The organism is Bacillus sp. JZ109 (genome assembly GCF_053903135.1).
The window spans coordinates 1,276,921-1,297,424 of record NZ_CP096388.1 but is presented as its reverse complement, the minus strand read 5'-3'; the positions used below and the strand labels follow the sequence as shown (position 1 = coordinate 1,297,424).

The following is a 20,504-nucleotide window of genomic DNA, read 5'->3' as shown; positions in this document are numbered from 1 at the left end:
CATGGAAGGCTTTGCTTTTTTTCTCTTACAATAGATTGGAAGCGTTTTTTGACAGGGGGATGGGTGAAATGATCACCAAGGATGTAAAGGAACAGCTGATTCTGGTCTCCGGACCAGAAAACTTTGATGACTCGAATGCCGGCCGTCTCGTCTATTCATATGATGCGACGCCTCAGTATCAGTCTATGCCTGATGCCGTGATTGCTCCGAGGAATACTGATGAAGTATCACGCATTTTAACAATTTGCAGCGAACATCGAGTGCCGATCGTTCCAAGAGGATCAGGGACAAACCTGTGCGGCGGCACGTGCCCGACTGAAGGCGGACTTGTGCTTCTCTTTAAGCACATGAACCGGATTCTTGAAATTGATGAAGAAAATTTAACTGCCACAGTTCAGCCGGGCGTTATTACGCTGGATATGATCAAGGCAGTTGAAAGCAAAGGTTTGTTTTATCCGCCCGATCCGAGTTCTATGAAAATATCAACTATCGGCGGCAACATCAATGAAAATTCCGGCGGGCTCCGCGGATTAAAATACGGCGTCACCCGCGACTATGTTATTGGACTGGAGGTTGTGCTCGCAAATGGTGACATCATCCGCACCGGCGGAAAACTCGCAAAGGATGTGGCCGGATACGATCTCACACGTCTTTTTGTCGGCTCAGAAGGAACACTCGGCATTGTGACAGAGGCAATCGTCAAGCTCGTTCCAAAGCCTGAAACAAAAAAGACGCTGCTTGCCCTATATGAAAATATCGATGCCGCTGCTCAAACGGTATCAGACATCATTGCCGCAAAAATCATACCCGCCACGCTTGAATTTCTCGACCAGCCTACACTTTTGGTGATTGAGGATTATGCCAAAATCGGACTTCCGACAAGCGCAAAAGCAGTTTTGTTAATTGAACAAGACGGGCCATTTGAAACTGTTGAACGGGATATGGAAAAGATTGAGGCGATCTGCAAAAAAGGCGACGCCGTTTCCGTTCAGACCGCACAAACAGAGGAGGAGGCATTCGCCCTGACTGAAGCACGGCGCTCTGCACTTTCTGCCCTAGCCCGCCTCAAGCCGACGACGATTTTAGAGGATGCGACCGTTCCTCGCTCAGAAATCGCCAATATGGTTAAAGCGATTAATGATATTGCTGCTAAATATGATATTTCCATCTGCACCTTTGGCCATGCGGGCGACGGGAACCTTCACCCGACATGCACGACAGACATAAGAAATGAGGATGAAATGGAACGTGTCGAACAGGCCTTTGCCGAGATTTTTGAGAAAGCGATTGAACTTGGCGGGACGATAACCGGAGAGCACGGAGTCGGGGAAATGAAAGCGCCTTACTTGGAAATGAAGCTGAAAAAAGAAGGCATTGATGCGATGAAAGCGTTGAAAGCGGCATTTGACCCCCGGTACATATTAAATCCGGGCAAAGTGTTTGCGAAAGATGCGAGAAAACGTGTGGTGGCGGAAAGATGACAACAGAAAAAGAAATGAAACAGATCCAAAATGAATTTAAAGAGCGTATGGATGAAGGAGAGTTATTAAATTGTATGCGCTGCGGCTTCTGTCTTCCTTCCTGTCCGACCTATATCGAATCGGGATTTCAGGAAACACACTCTCCGCGTGGGCGCATCGCCTTAATGAAAGCCGTAGCCGACGGTATGATTGAACCGGATGAAGATGTCGAACGGTCGCTGTCACTTTGCCTCGGCTGCCGCGCCTGTGAGCCTGTATGCCCGTCTGGCGTGAAATACGGGCAGCTGCTTGAGGAAGCCAGAGATATTATCCACCAAAATAAAAAACACTCGCTTGGTGAACGTGTCATGCGAAAGACGGCTTTTCACGAGCTGTTTCCGCATCAAAACCGCATGCGCTCAGCTGTAAGCCTTATCGGTTTGTATCAGCGTTCAGGACTGCAAACCGCTGTGCGAAAATCAGGCATGCTTCGGGTCCTGCCTGAGCATTTGCGGACGATGGAAGCTGTTCTTCCTGATGTTCCAAAAAGCAAAGACATGAAACATCGGCCGCGTTTCCTGCCGTCCATTGGCCCCATGAAAAAACGGGTCGCCTTTTTTTCGGGCTGCTTAATGGATACAATGTTTTTACCGACCAACAACGCCACATTGAAGCTTTTACAGCTGGCAGGCTGCGACATTGTCATTCCGCCTGAACAGGCTTGCTGCGGGGCGCTTCATGGACACAGCGGTGAAAAAAACACAGGGAAAGAGCTCGCGAAACAAAATATCGCTGCTTTTGAAGCGTTAGACGTGGATGCTGTCATTACAAACGCAGGAGGATGCGGAGCCTTTCTCACTGAATATGATCATTTGCTGAAGGATGACCCTGAGTGGTCGGAACGGGCTGCTGCGTTTGTTCAGAAGCTGAAAGATTTTTCGTCCGTTTTGGTTGAGCTCGATTTCCATCAAATGGATCTAACACTCGAGACGCCGCAGATCATTACCTATCAAGATTCATGTCATCTAAGAAATGTGATGCATACGTCACTCGAGCCCCGCCAGCTTCTTAAAAGCATCAAAGGGGCGGAATTCAAAGAAATGGAGAAAGCAGACAGCTGCTGCGGGTCAGCGGGAATTTACAACATCGTCGAAGCTGAAATGTCTATGAAAATACTGGACAGCAAAATGGCTGCCGTCAAAGCAACCGAAGCGATCCTCATTGTAACAGCAAATCCCGGCTGCCTGCTGCAGATGAAGCTCGGGATTGAACGCGAAGGACTAAGCGGTAAAGTCAGAGCCGTTCACCTGGCTGATCTGCTATTGGAAGCAGCCAGGCACAAAACATCATGAGAAAGCCCAAAACAGACACTGTTTTGGGCTTTTGTGCGTTATTCCATCGGACTGCAAATTTCGATATAATGTCCATCCGGATCAGCGATATAGGCGACCGTCTGCCCCCATGGTTTCACTTTTGGCTCCCCGATAATCGATACGCCTTGTTCTCTCATCCTTTTGATGACCGCTTCTACATTTTCAGTAACAAACCCGATTTCAAATGTGTTTGAAGCAGATGTATCCGGAATGTCCAGCGCCGTGATGTCTCTGGCGCTTTCCCGCGTATTAAGCGCCAATATCGTAGACCCTGTATCAAATTCGACATAAGTGCCGTGTTCAGCACGAATCGGCAGTCCTAAAATATCCCGGTAAAAATGAATAGCCCGCTTGCTGTCCGATACGTATAGAATAAGATATTTCATTGATAGATTCATTGAAAACCCCCTCAACATTTTCAATAGTCCTTCTAGCCCGGTATAGACGCTTCCATCCTTAAGCTCGGATCTTTCCACATCTGCGCCCATTTTTTCACAGCCGCCACGATAATAATGAAGCCTAACACCAGCATGATGATAGATAATACGCCATTCAATACACTATATCCTGCTGCTTCAGGATTGAGATACACATTGCGCACCATCCAATAGCCCGCATAATTGACAGTGACATATAAATAGGCAAGCGGGATAAGGCAAGTCAGAATGTATCGGCGTTTATCAGCAATTTTCAGCACGATGGTCGCTCCGATAATCAGCCCCACTGAAGCCATCAGCTGATTAGAAACGCCGAACAGCGCCCAAATGGAACCGATATCTCCTGAATACAGCAAGTACCCCCACATCAAACAGGCAAGCGCGCTGGCAAATACAGAGCCCGGAATCCAGTCTGTTTTCTTCAGCGGCTTATACACCTCCCCGAAGAAATCCTGGATCAAATAACGGGCGACGCGTGTGCCGGCGTCAATCGCTGTTAAAATAAAGACCGCTTCAAACATAATGACAAATTGGAAAAAGTATGAGGCCAAATGGCTGAAAAACGGCATTCCGGTAAAAATATAAGTCATTCCCACCGCAAGTGTGACGGCTCCCCCTGTTCTTCCTTCTAAGTCCAAACCGATTTCCCTGCTCAATTCAGGCAAATGTACGACATTCATGCCAAGCGTACGGAAAACCTCAGGCGTGCTGTTAATCGCAAAGTAATCAGCAGGCTGTAAAGCGGTCGCTGCAATCAGCGCCATGATGCCGACAAGACACTCAACAAGCATTGCGCCAAACGCAACCGGCTTCATATCACTCCATTTATTCAGCATTTTCGGTGTCGTTCCTGAGCCGACAAAGGCATGGAACCCAGAGATCGCCCCGCAGGCGATGGTTATTGAGATGAACGGCCAGACAGGTCCTGCCAGCACCGGCCCGCCGCCTTTTACGAATTCTGTAAACGCAGGGAACGGAATGGACGGATTGACGACAAACACACCAACAATCAAAGCGATAAAAACACCGATTTTCATAAAGCTGCTTAAATAATCACGCGGAGCAAGAAGCAGCCAAACGGGAAGCGCCGCCGCAAAAAACGCATAAACAGGAAGCGCGATTGCAAGCGTTTTCGTATCTAGCGTTAAAAAGTCACCGAGCGCGGTAGTCTGTACCCATGGACCAATAAAGACTCCTGCCATTAAAAAGAGAAAGCCGACCGTTGAAGCGAGCTTTAAATTTCCCGTTTTCTTATAAAATAAGCCCACACCCATCGCAATCGGTATCGTAATCCCTACCGCAAATGTTCCCCATGGATTACGTTCAAGCGCATGCAAGACAACCATCGACAGACCCGCCATTGTGATCGTGATGATAAACAGCATGGACAGGCCTGTACAAAATCCTGCAACAGGGCCAAGCTCATCCTTTGCCACTTCCGACAGCGATTTTCCGTTTTTGCGCATCGATGCAAACAACACTACAATATCATGGACGGCTCCCCCAATTACCGCCCCGATTAACAGCCACAATAATCCCGGCAAATAGCCAAACTGCGCCGCCAGAATTGGTCCGACCAGCGGCCCGGCCGCTGCGATCGCGGCAAAGTGGTGGCCGAACGAAACCCATTTATTTGTAGGCACATAGTCTTTCCCATCCTCAAGTGCATGAGCAGGTGTTGGCTTGTCATCATTCACTTTGAGAACCTTCACCATCATAAATGTTCCGTATAAACGATAGGCAATAGCCAAAATACACATTGATGCTATCACAATTGTAACCGCATTCATTTTCTCCCATCCCCTTTGCTGTTTTTCATAAATATATCATAATTTCATGGTGAAAAGCGGTCATTTTTTCCTATACAAAAAGCCGGCTTGAACGGGCCGGCTCGTGGCAGTTGAAAGACAAGCCGGAGAGAAATCTCCGGCTTAGCTTCTCTTATGACTGTTTTTTCAGGCGGATCACATTCCAGGAAAGCGGCGTGAAATGAGCAGTTAAGCCGTTTTCGCTGACAGACGATGTTCCGTTGGAATGCGGAACGACATTTTTTCTGTTATGCTGGTTTGTCGCTTTGATATCCTGATGCTCAAGTACGATGTGCTCTGCGATTTGGTAGGATTCAAAGCCTCTGAGCGAAATCTCCGTCTCCATCTGATCCTCAGCCTTGTTTACCGCAAAAATAGTGAGGGTTTCTTCCTCTTCAGAGTACACAACAGCAGCATCAACATATGGCACATCAGTGAAATCAGAACAGTCGTACTTCGGAGAAGAAATAAGCGGTTTCAGTGACTCGCCCCTTCCATAAACAGAAGCATGCATGTATGGATAGAAAATCGGCTGTCTCCATGCTTCTCCGCCTTTTTCCGTCATGATCGGCGCGATGACATTGACAAGCTGTGCAAGACACGCAATTTTCACACGGTCTGCGTGCTGCAGCATCGTAATGAGCAGAGAGCCGACTAATAAGGCATCTTCAAAATTGTAAATATCCTCTAAAATCGGACGCGCAGTGATCCACGGTTCGACTTTTTTATCAGCCTCATTTGAGTGATACCAGACGTTCCATTCATCCAGAGATAGATTGATTGTTTTCTTGCTGCGTGTTTTTGCTTTTACATAGTCACAGGTCGCAGCGACTGATTTGATAAAATGATCCAAATCCATGGAACGGGCCAAGTAGTTTGGCAGATTGTTATCCCGGTTTCCGTAGTAAGTGTGAAGAGAGATATAGTCGACATGCTCATACGTATGCTCAAGCACCTTCGCTTCCCAATCGATAAAGGTCGGCATACCGCTGTTTGAGCTGCCGCAGGCAACGAGTTCAATTGATGGGTCAACCCACTTCATGACCTTTGCTGTCTCTGCAGCAAGCCGTCCGTATTCATCAGCTGTTTTGTGGCCGATCTGCCACGGTCCATCCATTTCGTTTCCTAAGCACCATGTTTTGATGCCATACGGCTGTTCATAGCCATGCGATCTTCTTAAATCACTCCAGTAAGAGCCTTTCGGATGGTTGCAATATTCAACGAGATTACGAGCGGCATCTATGCCTCTTGTGCCAAGGTTGACGGCCATATTGACCTCAGTGTTCACCTTTTTTGCCCAAGATAAAAATTCATTTGTTCCCACTTCATTGGTTTCTGTCGTTTGCCATGCCAAGTCAAGCCGTCTCGGGCGGTTTTCGACTGGTCCGACACCGTCCTCCCAGTTGTATCCGGATAAAAAGTTTCCGCCCGGATAGCGGATGATGGGAACCTGTAATTCTTTGATCAGCGACTGGACATCTTTTCTAAATCCATCTTCATCCGCTTCAGGGTGATCAGGCTCGTATATGCCTTCATATACCGCACGACCCATATGTTCGATAAACGAGCCATAAATCCGTTTATCTACTTCACCGATTTTATATTCTTTGTCTACAATCATTCGCGCTTTTTTCATCACACGTTTCCTCCTTCATTAACCTTTGACTCCCCCTACCGTCAGGCCGGAGATAAAGTACTTTTGGAAAAACAAGAAAATGATAATCACCGGCAAAATCGCAAATACTGAGCCGGATATAAGCATGTCGTAATTATTTCCATAAGGGCTCAGCAAGCTGGACAGCCCTATTGGAAGCGTAAACATTTCTTTCGACCGAAGCACAATCAGCGGCCATAAGAAGTTGTTCCAGCTGTTTAAGGACTGGAGGATAATCATCGCGCCGAAAGCCGGTTTCATCAGCGGTGCCATAATCCTGAAAAAGATGCCGAATTCCGTACAGCCGTCCATCCTTGCAGAGTCCAGCAGATCTCTTGGTAGGCCAAGGGCATATTGCCTGAAAAAGAAAACGGCAACAGGTGAAACGATAAACGGCAATATGACACCCGTATATGAATCGATCAAGTGCAGTCCGACGGTAAGCTTAAACAGAGGAAGCATCATCACTTCCAGCGGAACCATCATAATAATCAGCACAAGAACAAAGATGATATTTCTGCCCTTAAAATCATAAACCGCAAGCCCGTACCCGATCATCGAAGAAAAAAACAGGGTGAGCACGGTTGTGAAAAGCCCGAGTACAAGACTGTTAAAAAACCATTTGAAATAAATGCTGCCGCCATTAAACAGAAATGTGTAGTTATCAAAACTCATCACTTTTGGATCAATATCAAGATTCAGCCCCACACGCAAAAGCTCAGATGACGGCTTTAATGATCCTAAAAGCAAACAGAAAATCGGAAAAAGATACAATAGGCTCAGCATCATAAAAAACAGGGTCAGCGCAATTCTATAAACGCTAAACTGAGGACTGTGCCGCAACATTTATCCCTCCCCCTTAAACGAGCCTGACAGCTTTAATGAAATCAGGCTGACAACAAGGATCACAATCAAAAGCACAATGCCGATGGCCGCTCCGTATCCCATTTCATTGTAGGCAAGTCCCTGCTGATACAAATATCCGACAAGCGTCAGACCAATATTACCCGGGGAATTATTCTGCCAAAGGACGTAGCTTTCCTCAAACATCCTGAAGCCGCCGATGATGCTGATGGTCAGCACATATACGGTTACAGGCTTGAGAAACGGCAGCGTGATGTGCAGAAATTTTTTCATTGTATTCGCGCCGTCTATATCAGCGGCTTCGTACAGCTCTTTCGGCACATTTTGCAAACCGGCTAAAAAGTAAAGGATGTTGATTCCCATCCATCTCCATGAAGCAAGCAGCACCATCAAAAACATGCCGGTATGTTCATTGTTCATCCAGTTCTGAGGTGAAAAGCCGAGTTTGAGTAGGATGGAATTGGCCAGAGACGTTTCCATTTCTCCGAAGATCAGCCGAAAAATGATCCCCGCGACAATGGTTGAGGTCAATGCCGGGATAAATAATGCTGATTTAAATATATTTCTAAATTTGACCAGCTTTGAATTCAGGAATATGGCCAGAAGCAATGGAACAGGAATCAGCACGATCAGCGTCCAAAAGGTGTATTCCAGCGTATTCCAAAGGGCGGTATAGAACGTCGGGTTGTTTAGCGCTGTATAATTAGACAATCCGACAAAGGACACCTCTCCCGGCAAAATTCTTTGGAAGCTCATGATGAAGACACTAATGATGGGGTATAGAAAAAATACGAGAAAGGATAAAACGAATGGCGCTGTAAACAGATAGGGCGCCGCTTTTTTCGAATAAAATACATCTCGCCAGCCTGATTGTTTCGCAGCTGAAGGAACGGGATGAACCGTTCCTGTTTTCACAGGTTTCATGAGAACCTCCCCGCTTTCACTTTTTGAATGGGATTCTATTTCTGTTTCAGTTCACCTGCCGCTCTGTCCAAGGCTTGTTTAGGCGTTTTTTGCTGAGATTTAAGTGCGTCGAACAACACGCTTCTGTTGACAAGGTCTGAAGCCTTGGCAAAATCCTCATGTAAATAAATCGGATTGATTTCATCCTTGATATCGAGCAGCACAGAAAAAATGCCTGTTCCGTTTTGGAAGTAATCCGTGTATTTGTTTTTCTCTTTCAATTCCTTGGAGCTCCAAACATCCCAGCGAAGCGGGTCAAAGCCGAGTACGCTCCAGAGTTTTTTATTTCCTTCTTCAGAGCCCTTCGCAAAGGCCAAAAACTCTTTTGCTAACTCAACATGCTTGGATTGCTTCGGTACAACAGTTGCCGTACCGCCCAAACCTGCCGAGCGGTCGCCCCCCTCTTTCCATGCCGGGAGCGGTCTGATGGCAATCTTCCCTTTCAGATCAGGCATATAATCGATAAATCTTCCCATATACCAAATCGGCATGAGGACTGAAGCAGCTCCTCCTTGGTTCATAAAGCCGTAGTATTCTTCACTGTGATGCCCGCCGCCCGGCGCAGGAATCATCGTTTTATCATTGATCATGTCTTTTAAATATTGAAGTGTTTTTACGTTGGTGTCATTATTGAGGATCAGCTTGCCGTTTTTATCATAATAGCCTGAGTTTTGCTGTGAAATCATAGATAAGAACGTTGCGGAATCATTTGTTTCCACCGTTCCCATCGGCTTCCCGGTCACTTTGCGCACTTTCTGTCCGGCTTTATGGTAATCATCCCATGTTTTAATATCGTCAGGATTGACGCCGGCTTTTTTCATCACATCCATGTTATAAAACATGACCGTTGTCCCTACATGTGTATCGAGTCCGTAAAGCTTTCCGTTTTTGCTGTACAATGTCAGCCGCGCCTCAACGAATTTATCGCGATCCTTTTCAATCAGCGGAGTCAAGTCGGCAAGCGGTATGTCAGAGCCCTTCAAAAAGTTTGAAAAACGGGCCAATTCGACATCTGCAATATCAGGAACGCCTTCTCCCGCTATTAGGGAGATAGATAAGTTATCGTGCATTTGTCCATATGGATAAACGACCGTATTCAGCTTAATTTTGCGGTCAGGATATTTTTTGTTCCATTCCTTCACCATTTCCACATAGAACTGCTCATGAAGCCCGTTAAATGTCCAAAAGGTCAGCTCGGTTTCACCCGACTTCCCGGATGATCTTTCTACTGAACACCCAGCAATGACTAATGTCAGCAGCATCATGAGCACAAGAAAACAGACAGTCATTTTTTTCATCTGCGTTACCCCTTCCATTCGAGGTGCGGGCTATTCATATAGACCATGGTTGATCAGCGTTTTGTTTTCATTAATGATTCTTAATCCGGTGCAGCGGTCTCTTAAGGTGTGCGCATGTCTGAAGGCATTCTTGACGGAATCCTGCCCGACACCGATTTCGTCAAAATTCGCAGGGCCTCCGGCTGATCTCAGCCAATCAGCCAGCACTTCTCCTTCCGGGAGAGTTTGATAAGCCGATTGGATGGCTTGCCGCCGGCTCGGTGAAAATTCGTTCAGCCCGTCATCCTGAGCGAGCTTTCTGTATGTGTCAGTTAATAAAACAGCTGCACAGCCCACCTTTGCCCCATGAAGAATCTGTGGCCGTTTTTTCTCCATTAATTCCATCTCAATCCAATGTGAAATATGATGCTCTCCGCCTGATGCCGGGCGGGAATGATCTAATGCCAGCATGACAAGCCCCGATACAAGTAAAGACTCCATCAAAACCCGTATGCCTGTTTCCGTTTTCATCGCAATGTCTTCTGTGTGTTCAATGCAGGCAGCAAGCGCCTCCTGAACGATCTTAGCTCCTGCAGGCGAATAAGGCTCACCGGCAAGATGCCGGGATATTTCCCAATCTGCTAAAGACGTGATTTTACCGAGCATGTCACCAAAGCCAGCCGCCACCATTGACTGCGGTGCCGCTTTTAATAGATCCAGATCAGCGAACAGCGCAGATGGGGCCTTCGTTTGAATGGTTGTTTTCGTGCCGTATAAAATAATCGGCGCCCCTGCTGATGTAAAACCGTCTACAGATGGAGCAGTCGGATAAGAAATAAACGGCAAATCTCTTTGAAACGCCGCAAAGCGGACGATATCATGAATCGTGCCCGAACCGACTGCGATCATGACATCCGTTGGTTGTTTCGTATGGATCAGCACATGAATGAGCGATCGTTCATCAGCTGTCACATCTCCGGCTTCATTTTCTGGAATGATCAGGCACTCGGCCTGAAATCCTGCTTGATTCAGTCGGTTTTCTAAATCAATTCCTGCAATGCGGTGTGTATTCGCGTCGCAGACAAGGACAATATGTTGATTGTTTTTTCGTTTTACATAATCCAAAAGCGAATCAGCTGCTTGCTTACCGAGAACAATTTCTTCAACTTTTATAGGTAACGTCTTTTCTCCGGCGTGTTCAAAAGCACGCTGAACGTCAGCTGCGATACGATTCATATCAGAATCCCCTCCTCAGCCAATTTGGTTACATCTTTAATAGAATCCAGCACATAATCCGGCGTGTACAAACGCTGTTCACCCTGTTTCGCAGAACCAGTTAGCACTAAGGCGCTTTTCATGCCATAAAGCTTCCCCATCGCAATGTCAGATTCAATGCTGTCTCCTATAATCATGCATTCATGTGCGGACAGCCCCATTGCTGTACAGGCAGCCTCCACCATCAGCCATGACGGTTTTCCGACAACAAGTTCAGTCTTCGCTTGTGCGGAAGCCTCTATCGCCCCAATCATTCCAGCCACATCAATGGCATTTCCGTCTTCGTTCGGAAAAGAGCGGTCTTTGTTTGTAGCGATAATACGAGCGCCGCCGGCAGCCGCTTGAAAGGCTTGATTTAAATCTTCGTACGTGAGCGTTTCATGAAGGGAGATCACGAGCCAATCCGCTTCCTTCGGTTCGTTCGCGTTCTGCACACCGGCCAGCCTCAGCTCGTCAACCAAGCCTTGCTCCCCAAGCACCCATACCTTTGAAAAACGATAATGTTTTTTCAGAAAAGCCGCTGTCACGCTTGATGACAGAACAATGTCGTTTACGTCCGTTTCAATCCCCGCGCCAAGAAGTTTTTTTCTGCACATGGCACGGGAGATATTCCCCCGGTTGCTTAAAAAGACGATTTTCTTTCCCATTCTCCTAAGCGTTTTGATCGCTTCTCTTGCTCCTTCGATCAACTCATTTCCTCTGAATACAGTACCGTCCAAGTCAATCAGAATGCCAGCCGGTGACACAGGCGTATCATGACTGGCCATAATACGCATTTGCTCCGTGTTTTCGATAAAAATGCTTTTCATGCAGGACTGTATTGATTGGGGTTACATCCTTGTTCAGCATAATGGAGTGATAGGCCATTTCGGCAACCGTTTCTAATACAACTGCGTTATGAATGGCATTTAAGGCGTCAGTGCCCCAGCAGAACGGTCCGTGATTATTCACGAGCACACCCGGCACCTGTTCGTAGTTATGATGCTGAAAGGTTTCCGCTATGACTTTTCCTGTATTCAGTTCGTAGTCATGAATGATTTCTTCATCGTACATTTCTCGAGTACATGGAATCGCACTGTCAAAATAATCAGCATGGGTCGTGCCTAACGGAGGGATGTCTCTGCCCGATTGCGCCCAGCTTGTCGCCCATTGAGAATGGGTATGGACAATTCCCCCGATATTCGGAAAGGCTTTATATAAATAAACATGGGTAGGTGTATCTGAAGAAGGCTTAAGCGAGCCTTCGACGACCTCTCCATCAAGGTTCAAAACAACCAAGTCATCGGCTGTCAGGTCGCTGTATTCGACTCCGCTAGGTTTGATGACAATTCTTTCTTTTTCACGGTCAATGCCGCTGACATTTCCCCACGTAAAGGTTACCAGCTGATGCTCTTGAAGCTTCAGGTTGGCAGCCAGCACTTCTTTTTTTAATGTTTCAAGCATGCTCCATCACCCTTTTTCAATTCTTTTTGGCGGCAGATGAAAATTGAAGATTTTTGATCGTTTTCAGACGTTTCATGACATGGTTTTCTTTTCCGAAATAATGAACCAGCTCTTTATATTCAGCGTACAATTTTTCATAAATCGCGGCGTTTTCGGCATTTGGCGTATAAGTTATATCTTTCAGTTTTCCCATGTTCGCCGCTGCCTCTTTGATGTCATCGTAGCCGCCTTTTTCTTTGCCTGCTGCAAGCGCGCCGAAAATGGCAGATCCTAAGGCTGGTGCTTGCGGTGAACCAGAGATTTTAATGTCCATGTTTGTCACATCCGCATAAATCTGCATGACAAACGGGTTTTTCTCAGCTATTCCGCCGGCTGCGTATAGTTCCTCAATCGGAACACCGCTTTCTTTGAATGTTTCGATAATCATCCGGGTTCCGTAAGCTGTCGCTTCAACTAACGCTCTATAAATCTCTTCAGGCTTCGTCAGCAGGGTCATGCCAAGCAGCATCCCTGTTAAATCCGCATCGACAAGAGTTGAACGGTTTCCATTCCACCAATCTAAAGCAAGCAGGCCGCTTTCACCTGGTGCTTGATGGTTTGCTTTCTCACTCAGCAGCTCATGAACGCCAATGTTTTTTTCCTTTGCTTCCTCTTGATACGCTGACGGGACACATGTTTTCACAAACCAGTCAAAATGATCGCCAACACAGGACTGCCCGGCTTCATATCCCGCATAGCCCGGGAGAATTCCGTTGTCCACAACGCCGCACATACCTGGAACGATATGCACCTCTTCACCGAGAAGAACATGGCACGTTGAAGTTCCCATAATCATCAGCATTTTCCCTGGCTCTGTAATGCCGACCGCCGGTACGGAAACATGAGCGTCCACATTGGCAACTGCAACAGCCGTTCCCGTGAGAAGTCCTGTCAGCTTTGCCATTTTTTCAGTCAGACTGCCGGCTTTTTCTCCTACCGAATGAATAGAACCTGCCAATTTGTCCTTTGTAATCGTTTTCATCGAGGGGTTTAATTTCTCAAAGAAATCATCTGACGGATACCCCGCTTTTTCACTCCACATCGCTTTATACCCTGCGGTACAGTTGCTTCGCTTGAGCGAGCCGCACAGCTGGTACACGATCCAGTCCGCAGCCTCGATGATCCGGTCAGCCGCTTCATAAATGTGAGGCGCTTCCTCGGCAATTTGCATGACCTTTGGAATCATCCATTCTGATGAAATTTTTCCTCCGTACCGCTGTAAAAAAGCCTCTCCTTCTTCTTCCGCGATTTGATTGAGCCGATCAGCATGTTTTTGGGCCGCATGATGCTTCCAGAGCTTCACATAGCTGTGCGGCTCCTCTTCATATTCAGGCAGCATGCATAACGGCTGCCCGCTGCTGTCAATAGGAAGGATCGTACATGCCGTGAAATCAATTCCAATCCCGATAATGTCTTTCGGTTCAACGCCCGTCTGTTCGAGTAAAGACGGAATGGTTGTTTCCAAGACTTCGAGGTAATCAGCAGGGTGCTGCAGCGCCCAGTCGCGCGGCAGCTTTTGACCCGTTTTTGGAAGGACGGTATCAATGACAGCATGCCTGTATTCTTTTACAGCAGCCGCAAGTTCCTCCCCTGTTTGGACATGAACGAGCACTGCTCTTCCTGATAAAGTTCCAAAATCAACCCCTATTGTGTAAGCCATGTGACATCCCCCTCTACTTTTGAAGCCGGTAAAGCGCCTCGTTCCATTTTAACTCGTGTTTCAGTTTATGAATTGTCGTATCACGGGAAATGAGAACACTTTCGATCCCCGCCATTTCCGCCCAATCAAGCATTTGCTCCGCTGTCAGTTCATAAGACAGGCAGGTATGATGTGCACCGCCGGCTAAAATCCATGCCTCCGCTGCTGTTTTCAATGACGGCTCCGGCTTCCAGAGAACACGGGCAACCGGTAAATTCGGCATGTCTTTTTCAATTTCCTGGCCGGTGACTTCATTCAGCACAAGGCGGAAACGCCCGCCAATATCAACAATGCTAGCTTGAATGGCAGAACCGCTGATGCCGTTAAATACAAAACGCGCAGGGTCCTCTTTGCCGCCAATCGAAAGCGGATGAACCTCGATTTTCGGCTGATCCAAAGCAACAGTCGGACACACTTCAAGCATGTGAGAGCCCAGTATCATTTCATTTCCCGGTTCAAAATGGTACGTGTAATCTTCCATGAAGGAAGTTCTTTTTCCTTTAGCCATGATTTTCATCATCCGTACAAGGGCCGCTGTCTTCCAATCTCCTTCACCGGCAAACCCGTAGCCTTTCTCCATCAGGCGCTGAACGGAAAGTCCCGGCAGCTGTTTCATTCCGTGCAGCACTTCAAACGATGTCGTAAACGCTGTGTATCCGCCTTGCTCAAGAAAAGCGGTTAAGCCAAGTTCAATTTTCGCCTGTTCTTTAATGGACGCTACCTTTGCTTCGTCACGTTTTGTTTCCTCACTGATCACATATAGTCTGTCATACTCGGCATAAAGCGTGTCAACCTCGTCGTCCGTAATGCGATCCATCACTTCAACGAGATCCCCGATGCCATATCCGTCAACCTGCCAGCCAAATTGAATATGCGCTCCCACCTTGTCTCCGTCCGTTACCGCGACATGACGCATGTTATCTCCAAATCTGGCAACCTTAATATGTCTGCTTTCATTTAATGCAGCCGCCGTATCCATCCACTGGGACATTTCTTTTTTCACTTCTTCATCATCCCAATAGCCGGCAATGACTTTTCGGCTAAGCCCCATTCTCGAGTTGATGTAACCGTACTCTCGATCGCCATGCGCGGATTGGTTGCTGTTCATAAAATCCATGTCAATCGTACCCCACGGGATATCGCGATTATATTGGGTATGCAAATGCATAAGCGGTTTTTGATAAGAGGAAAGGCCTTCTATCCACATTTTTGCAGGGGAAAATGTGTGCATCCATGTAATGATGCCAGCACATGTCTCACTGTACTCCGCTTCTCTTAACAGCTCTCTAATGGTTTCCGGTGAAGTGACGACGGGCTTATGAGTGATTTTATATCTGGAAGAAATCCCGCTGAGCCCCTCACAAATGCTTTTAGCATGCTGATCTACGAGTTCCAGCGTCTCTTCCCCGTATAGGTGCTGGCTTCCTGTCACAAACCAGAATTCATAATCCTTTGTCTGAAGCATGTAAACTGCCCCTTTCTCATAAAATAAAACGCTTTCAAATACAAAAGATACGTACTAATGATAGAAAATAAACCTATAAATAAATATTTGTACGAACAATTTTATTATAGTAATTGACTATTATACTGTCAATCTTTTCTTTTAAAAAAAGCCGGGGGCAGAGTCCGGCTTTTTGATTCAATAGGACGGCCAGCCCGAGCTCCAATTCAAATCATTGATAAGAAGCTTTGGAATGCCGTTGTCATTGGCATCATAGGCATGGCGAACAAGAATGTTTCCGTTCACAATATCCTGGCCTCCAGGTCCTTTCCATTGGTCATTGCCCGAATCCAAAATGGTGCCTCCGCCTTCAAGCATGCTTTTTCCGCTTTTATCAAGATAAGGGCCTGTAATGTTTTTGGATCTTCCGTAAGCAATTTTGTACGTACTGTTTACCCCGTCACAGCATTTATCAAATGAGACCATTAAGTAGTAATAGCCATTTTGATACGTAAGAGTAGGAGCTTCAAGCGCCCCGCCATTATTCGGTCTGGCAGCAATCGAATAGAGCGAGCCTGTAGGCTTCATTGTACTCTTATCGAGCTTAGTCAGCTTAATGCCGCTCCAAAACGAGCCGAATGCAAGCCACGGGTTGCCATCCTTGTCGAATGTCAGCTCCGGATCAATGGCGTTATAATTATTTGAACTTGTCGAACGAATCACCAAGCCCTCGTCCTTCCAGCTCCCCGAACTGATGCTTGTTGAAGATGCCAGGCCAATGGCAGATGTATTGCTTCCAAAAGAAGAAACGGAATAATACAGCCAATACTTGCCGTTATAGTATTGGATGTCCGGCGCCCACTGGTTTTGACCATAATTCGGCACATAATTGGACCACCACGATAGCGGTGTACTGAAAATGGATTTTTGTACGGTCCAATTTTTAGCGTCTGAAGACTTCAAAACCCGCAGTCCCCGTTCTTCAGTAAGCCCTGTTCCGAGCGCATACCATGAGCTCCCCTCTTTAATCATAGTCGGGTCATGAAGCAGCTCATTGGATGCACCCCAAAACGCTGCCTCTGCGGGAGCAGCAGAAGTGAATATCAAACCTGCAGCCAGAGCGGCACTCGAAAAATGTAAGAAACGTTTCCATGTTTTTTTCTTTTTCAATTTTGTTTAACCTCCTTTATATTAGAAAGCGCTTACAAATTAGATTGTTTATCCTCCCTTCCTGTCAAATCGGGCTGCGTATCGTATATCGTCATGTTCAGGAAATTTTCGGTATCCCCTTTATTGTAGTCACTATGCTGTAATTTGTACAGACAAAAAAAATAGAATCCGCTCAATAGGCGGATTCTTCCGTATCTTTATTGGTACGTAATTTCGTCAACCGTTTTTCGGTCTAACTTCTTAATAACTTCTGTAATTAGCTTTACCGCGTTTTCATAATCATCACGATGCAGCATGGCCGCGTGCGTATGAATGTAGCGGGTTGCAATGGTAATGGACAGCGCAGGAACGCCATTTGCCGTCAAATGGATGGCACCCGAATCAGTTCCGCCGCCGGCAATGGCATCAAATTGGTACGGAATGCCGGCTTCCTCCGCAGTGGCTACAACTGCATCGCGCAAACCTTTGTGAGAGACCATGGATGCATCGTAAACGATAATCTGCGGGCCTTTGCCCATTTTGCTCTGCGCTTCCTTCTCGGAAATGCCAGGCGTGTCTCCTGCTATCCCTACATCAACACCAAACGCAATATCAGGCTGAATGGTGTGTGCAGCCGTTTTCGCTCCTCTCAGCCCGACTTCCTCCTGCACGGTTCCGACGCCATACACTATATTTGGATGGTCTGTGTTTTGTAAGTTTCTTAACACATCAATTGCAATCGCACAGCCGATGCGGTTGTCCCAGGCCTTTGCGAGTAGGAATTTTTCATTGTTCATGACCGTAAATTCAAAATGCGGAACGATCATATCTCCCGGAAGTACCCCCCACTCCAAGGCTTCTTCCCGGCTTGAAGCTCCAATATCAATAAACATGTCTTTTATTTCCACTGATTTTTTTCTTGCTTCAGGAGACAAAATATGAGGCGGCTTAGATCCGATAACCCCAGTGATTTCTCCTTTTTTTGTGACAATGGTGACCCGCTGGGCAAGCATAACCTGAGCCCACCAGCCGCCAACGGTTTGAAAACGGATAAAGCCTTTATCTGTGATTTGTGTCACCATAAAGCCGACTTCATCCAAATGTCCGGCGATCATAATTTTCGGGCCGTTTTCTGCACCAGTTTTTTTGGCAATTAAACTGCCCAGGCGATCTGTTGTCACCTCATCAGCAAATGGTTCTATGTATGATTTCATCACTTGCCTTACTTCTCTTTCATTGCCCGGTATGCCTTTTGCATCTGTTAAATCTTTCAGCATGGTCAATGTTTCATCTAATTTTGCCATGTTCCAAACCCTCCTTCATCAGTCCTGCATTCTTATTATACAAAACATAGCGCTAACCATACGACTATTTCACTTGAAAATCGGGTATATGTTTTTACAGCTTTCTTTTAGAAAAAGTGAAACCTTTTTCTATGCTTTTCGTATTACATCAGATCATCACCATAAGGGAGGTGCCTTCACACAATGTTTGTCATGGTTCTAAGGATTATTTTGCTTGCACTTTTTGCTTATTGTATTTATGCCGTGGTCAAATATGTCGCGAATCCTAAGAGAAGGCTTAAGCTGGCCCAATCAAAAGAACATTTTTATATTATTGATGAACAAAACAATACCCGGAAGAATTTTCAGCTGACGTATAAAGGCGTGCTTTTTGAGGGAGAAAAGCATATTCCTTCCAAGGATCATCCGCTGTTTATTCACACGATCTTTGTCTGGACAGAATCTCCTGAGAAGCTGAAGCATTTCTCTGCAAAAGATTTTGAGAGCATTGAAGAAAAAGTGCTGGAACGATATCCAAATTGTAAGATTGACTGGGACCAGCCCATTAAACTCGCAAAAAAAGCAGAAGAGCGTTAAACGCTTTTCTGCTTTTTATAAATCAAACGGGCTGTAGTAAATAGCGATGAGAATCGCTTCAATTACCAGAAGAAGCGGTACTCCGTACTTAAAAGAAGCGTGTTTCGTTTTATGTCTGAAGGTTTGCATGCCAAGCCAGACACCGAGCGCTCCAAACACGATGGCTATCAGCCACAGCCGGTCTTCAGAAATTCTCCACTTGTGCTGCTGCGCTTTGCGTTTGTCAATGCCCATCACCCAAAAACCGCACAGATTAATCAACACCAAATAAGCAGCAATAATCATGTTGCCTCATCCTTTATATAGAAAAAGCCGCTCTGCTGGAGAGCGGCTCTATATGATTACTTGTTTAATTGAGCTTTAGCAGCATCAGCAAGCTGATTGAATGCAGTAAGATCGTTTACAGCAAGATCAGCAAGCATTTTACGGTTTACTTCGATACCAGAAAGCTTAAGACCGTGCATTAAACGGCTGTAAGAAAGGCCGTTCATGCGAGCAGCTGCGTTGATACGAGTGATCCAAAGTTTACGGAAATCACGTTTTTTCTGACGACGGTCACGGAAAGCATAGTTTCCAGATTTCATGACCTGCTGGTTAGCTACTTTGTATAATGTATGTTTTGAACCGAAATAACCTTTTGCTAATTTAAGAACCTTTTTACGACGCTTACGTGTAACAGTTCCGCCTTTTACTCTTGGCATTGAATTTCCCTCCTAATTGTTCCTTATCCGATTACTTGATGTTAGCAAGCATTTGTTTGATACGTTTGAAGTCTCCTGCGCTTACAACAGCACTCTTGCGAAGCTTACGCTTTTGCTTTTGAGATTTGTTGGCGAATAAGTGACTTGTGTACGCGTGAGAACGTTTTAACTTCCCAGAACCTGTCTTTTTAAAACGTTTAGCAGATCCGCGGTGAGTTTTCATTTTTGGCATGGGATTTCCTCCTTATTGCTTTTCGTTTTTCGGTGCGAGCATTAAGAACATGCTGCGGCCGTCCATTTTTGGTTTTGTTTCGACTGTCGCAACCTCAGCACATGCTTCGGAGAAACGGTCTAATACACGCTGACCGATTTCTTTATGAGTGATTGCGCGTCCTTTAAAGCGGATAGAAGCTTTCACTTTATCGCCTTTTTCAAGGAATTTAATCGCATTGCGCAATTTCGTGTTAAAGTCATGCTCATCGATTGTCGGACTTAACCGAACTTCTTTTAAGTTAATGATTTTTTGATTCTTGCGTGCTTCTTTTTCCTTTTTCTGCTGCTCAAATCGGAACTTACCGTAGTCCATGATTCGGCAGACAGGCGGTTTTGCATTCGCTGCAACTAACACAAGGTCAAGATTTGCGCGGCCGGCGATTTCAAGTGCTTCCTGACGGGACTTGATTCCAAGCTGGTCGCCATTTTGTCCGATTAAACGGACCTCACGTGCACGGATACCCTCATTAACCAATTGATCTTTGCTAATAATGAGCCACCTCCATAGTTTCTTCGAATTGATTCACAACTCATTTTGAATGCATTTTGCAGGCAAACAAAAAGTGTGGGCATTATAAAACACCCACACTACGAACATCTGTATCAATAAAAATGTACGGTCAACCTGCCAACTACATGCATGTGTCAATCAGGTGAGAAGCGGGTGCTTCTGCTTGTGATTTATATTCAATTCAATAACTATTCTACACAATACCGGATCTTTAGTCAAGGACGACTTATCCGGAACAACTTTTACATTGTAAC

Annotated in this window: 20 protein-coding genes, 1 pseudogene and 1 other annotated feature; of the genes and pseudogenes, 3 read left to right on the top strand and 18 right to left on the bottom strand. The window is 46.1% G+C overall.

Annotated elements, in window-relative coordinates:
* The first annotated feature begins 68 nt into the window (after positions 1 to 68).
* Together glcD and M1D94_RS06600 are read left to right on the top strand one after the other, a co-directional pair.
* Positions 69 to 1,481 (top strand): glycolate oxidase subunit GlcD, encoded by a 1,413-nt coding sequence (gene glcD / locus M1D94_RS06605; RefSeq protein ID WP_424934984.1) that lies wholly within the window; start codon positions 69 to 71, stop codon positions 1,479 to 1,481.
* The gene (locus M1D94_RS06600) at positions 1,478 to 2,812 is read left to right on the top strand and encodes a (Fe-S)-binding protein (RefSeq protein WP_282627294.1); all 1,335 of its coding nucleotides are present in this window, start codon (positions 1,478 to 1,480) and stop codon (positions 2,810 to 2,812) included. The genes glcD and M1D94_RS06600 overlap by 4 nt, the downstream gene beginning before the upstream one ends.
* Before the next feature lie 38 nt (positions 2,813 to 2,850).
* Here the strand turns inward: M1D94_RS06600 and M1D94_RS06595 are convergent, their stop codons facing one another.
* From M1D94_RS06595 to M1D94_RS06530, 14 genes and pseudogenes are all read right to left on the bottom strand, one after another.
* Positions 2,851 to 3,219 carry a VOC family protein gene (locus M1D94_RS06595; protein WP_225510034.1) on the bottom strand — a complete coding sequence of 123 codons (369 nt, stop codon included), beginning with the start codon at positions 3,217 to 3,219 and terminating at the stop codon, positions 2,851 to 2,853.
* Positions 3,134 to 3,321, bottom strand: a pseudogene (locus tag M1D94_RS06590) (hypothetical protein). Before M1D94_RS06590 ends, M1D94_RS06595 begins: the two are co-directional and overlap by 86 nt.
* Positions 3,264 to 5,060, bottom strand: coding sequence for a carbon starvation protein CstA (gene cstA, locus M1D94_RS06585; protein ID WP_014477607.1), 1,797 nt, complete (start codon positions 5,058 to 5,060; stop codon positions 3,264 to 3,266). Before cstA ends, M1D94_RS06590 begins: the two are co-directional and overlap by 58 nt.
* A 151-nt stretch (positions 5,061 to 5,211) precedes the next feature.
* Positions 5,212 to 6,714 (bottom strand): alpha-L-arabinofuranosidase AbfA, encoded by a 1,503-nt coding sequence (gene abfA, locus M1D94_RS06580; protein WP_003222445.1) that lies wholly within the window; start codon positions 6,712 to 6,714, stop codon positions 5,212 to 5,214.
* An 18-nt stretch (positions 6,715 to 6,732) separates the two neighbouring features.
* Positions 6,733 to 7,578 (bottom strand): arabinose ABC transporter permease AraQ, encoded by an 846-nt coding sequence (araQ, locus tag M1D94_RS06575; protein WP_003229508.1) that lies wholly within the window; start codon positions 7,576 to 7,578, stop codon positions 6,733 to 6,735.
* Positions 7,579 to 8,520, bottom strand: a complete 942-nt coding sequence (locus tag M1D94_RS06570) for a carbohydrate ABC transporter permease (protein ID WP_014480514.1) — start codon at positions 8,518 to 8,520, stop codon at positions 7,579 to 7,581.
* A gap of 35 nt (positions 8,521 to 8,555) precedes the next feature.
* Entirely contained in the window at positions 8,556 to 9,857 is a 1,302-nt protein-coding gene (locus M1D94_RS06565) for an ABC transporter substrate-binding protein (RefSeq protein WP_041851076.1), read from the bottom strand.
* 30 nt (positions 9,858 to 9,887) lie between these two features.
* Positions 9,888 to 11,072, bottom strand: a complete 1,185-nt coding sequence (gene egsA, locus M1D94_RS06560) for a sn-glycerol-1-phosphate dehydrogenase (RefSeq protein ID WP_141949736.1) — start codon at positions 11,070 to 11,072, stop codon at positions 9,888 to 9,890.
* Positions 11,069 to 11,887, bottom strand: a complete 819-nt coding sequence (gene araL / locus M1D94_RS06555; protein ID WP_077671574.1) for a sugar-phosphatase AraL — start codon at positions 11,885 to 11,887, stop codon at positions 11,069 to 11,071. Before araL ends, egsA begins: the two co-directional genes overlap by 4 nt.
* Positions 11,865 to 12,554: an L-ribulose-5-phosphate 4-epimerase gene (gene araD, locus M1D94_RS06550; RefSeq protein WP_003229501.1), complete on the bottom strand. Its 690-nt coding sequence runs from the start codon at positions 12,552 to 12,554 to the stop codon at positions 11,865 to 11,867. Before araD ends, araL begins: the two co-directional genes overlap by 23 nt.
* 16 nt (positions 12,555 to 12,570) lie before the next feature.
* A complete protein-coding gene (gene araB, locus M1D94_RS06545; RefSeq protein ID WP_282627296.1) occupies positions 12,571 to 14,253 on the bottom strand; it encodes a ribulokinase in 1,683 nt (560 codons plus the stop codon).
* Positions 14,254 to 14,266: 13 nt separating this feature from the next.
* The gene (gene araA, locus M1D94_RS06540; RefSeq protein WP_282627297.1) at positions 14,267 to 15,757 is read right to left on the bottom strand and encodes an L-arabinose isomerase; all 1,491 of its coding nucleotides are present in this window, start codon (positions 15,755 to 15,757) and stop codon (positions 14,267 to 14,269) included.
* A 177-nt stretch (positions 15,758 to 15,934) separates the two neighbouring features.
* Positions 15,935 to 16,906: an arabinan endo-1,5-alpha-L-arabinosidase AbnA gene (abnA, locus tag M1D94_RS06535; RefSeq protein ID WP_024573508.1), complete on the bottom strand. Its 972-nt coding sequence runs from the start codon at positions 16,904 to 16,906 to the stop codon at positions 15,935 to 15,937.
* 197 nt (positions 16,907 to 17,103) lie between these two features.
* Complete coding sequence (locus M1D94_RS06530; RefSeq protein ID WP_003229495.1) at positions 17,104 to 18,189, bottom strand: M42 family metallopeptidase; 1,086 nt, start codon at positions 18,187 to 18,189, stop codon at positions 17,104 to 17,106.
* Between the two features lie 183 nt (positions 18,190 to 18,372).
* Here M1D94_RS06530 and ysdB point away from each other — a divergent pair, with 183 nt between their 5' ends.
* Positions 18,373 to 18,765, top strand: coding sequence for a sigma W pathway protein YsdB (ysdB, locus tag M1D94_RS06525; RefSeq protein WP_029318219.1), 393 nt, complete (start codon positions 18,373 to 18,375; stop codon positions 18,763 to 18,765).
* Between the two features lie 15 nt (positions 18,766 to 18,780).
* On the opposite strand, the gene M1D94_RS06520 is transcribed toward ysdB, so the two are convergent.
* Genes M1D94_RS06520 through infC form a run of 4 tightly spaced genes read right to left on the bottom strand, consistent with a single transcriptional unit; the run spans position 18,781 to position 20,232 of the window.
* Positions 18,781 to 19,050 carry a DUF1294 domain-containing protein gene (locus tag M1D94_RS06520; protein WP_003229490.1) on the bottom strand — a complete coding sequence of 90 codons (270 nt, stop codon included), beginning with the start codon at positions 19,048 to 19,050 and terminating at the stop codon, positions 18,781 to 18,783.
* 56 nt (positions 19,051 to 19,106) lie between these two features.
* On the bottom strand, positions 19,107 to 19,466 hold the full coding sequence (rplT, locus tag M1D94_RS06515) for a 50S ribosomal protein L20 (protein WP_003222420.1): 360 nt from the start codon (positions 19,464 to 19,466) through the stop codon (positions 19,107 to 19,109).
* 31 nt (positions 19,467 to 19,497) lie between these two features.
* Complete coding sequence (rpmI, locus tag M1D94_RS06510; protein ID WP_003222418.1) at positions 19,498 to 19,698, bottom strand: 50S ribosomal protein L35; 201 nt, start codon at positions 19,696 to 19,698, stop codon at positions 19,498 to 19,500.
* 12 nt (positions 19,699 to 19,710) lie between these two features.
* On the bottom strand, positions 19,711 to 20,232 hold the full coding sequence (gene infC, locus M1D94_RS06505; protein ID WP_010886591.1) for a translation initiation factor IF-3: 522 nt from the start codon (positions 20,230 to 20,232) through the stop codon (positions 19,711 to 19,713).
* A gap of 58 nt (positions 20,233 to 20,290) precedes the next feature.
* Positions 20,291 to 20,421 (bottom strand) — a sequence feature (ribosomal protein L20 leader region).
* Between the last annotated feature and the right edge of the window lie 83 nt (positions 20,422 to 20,504).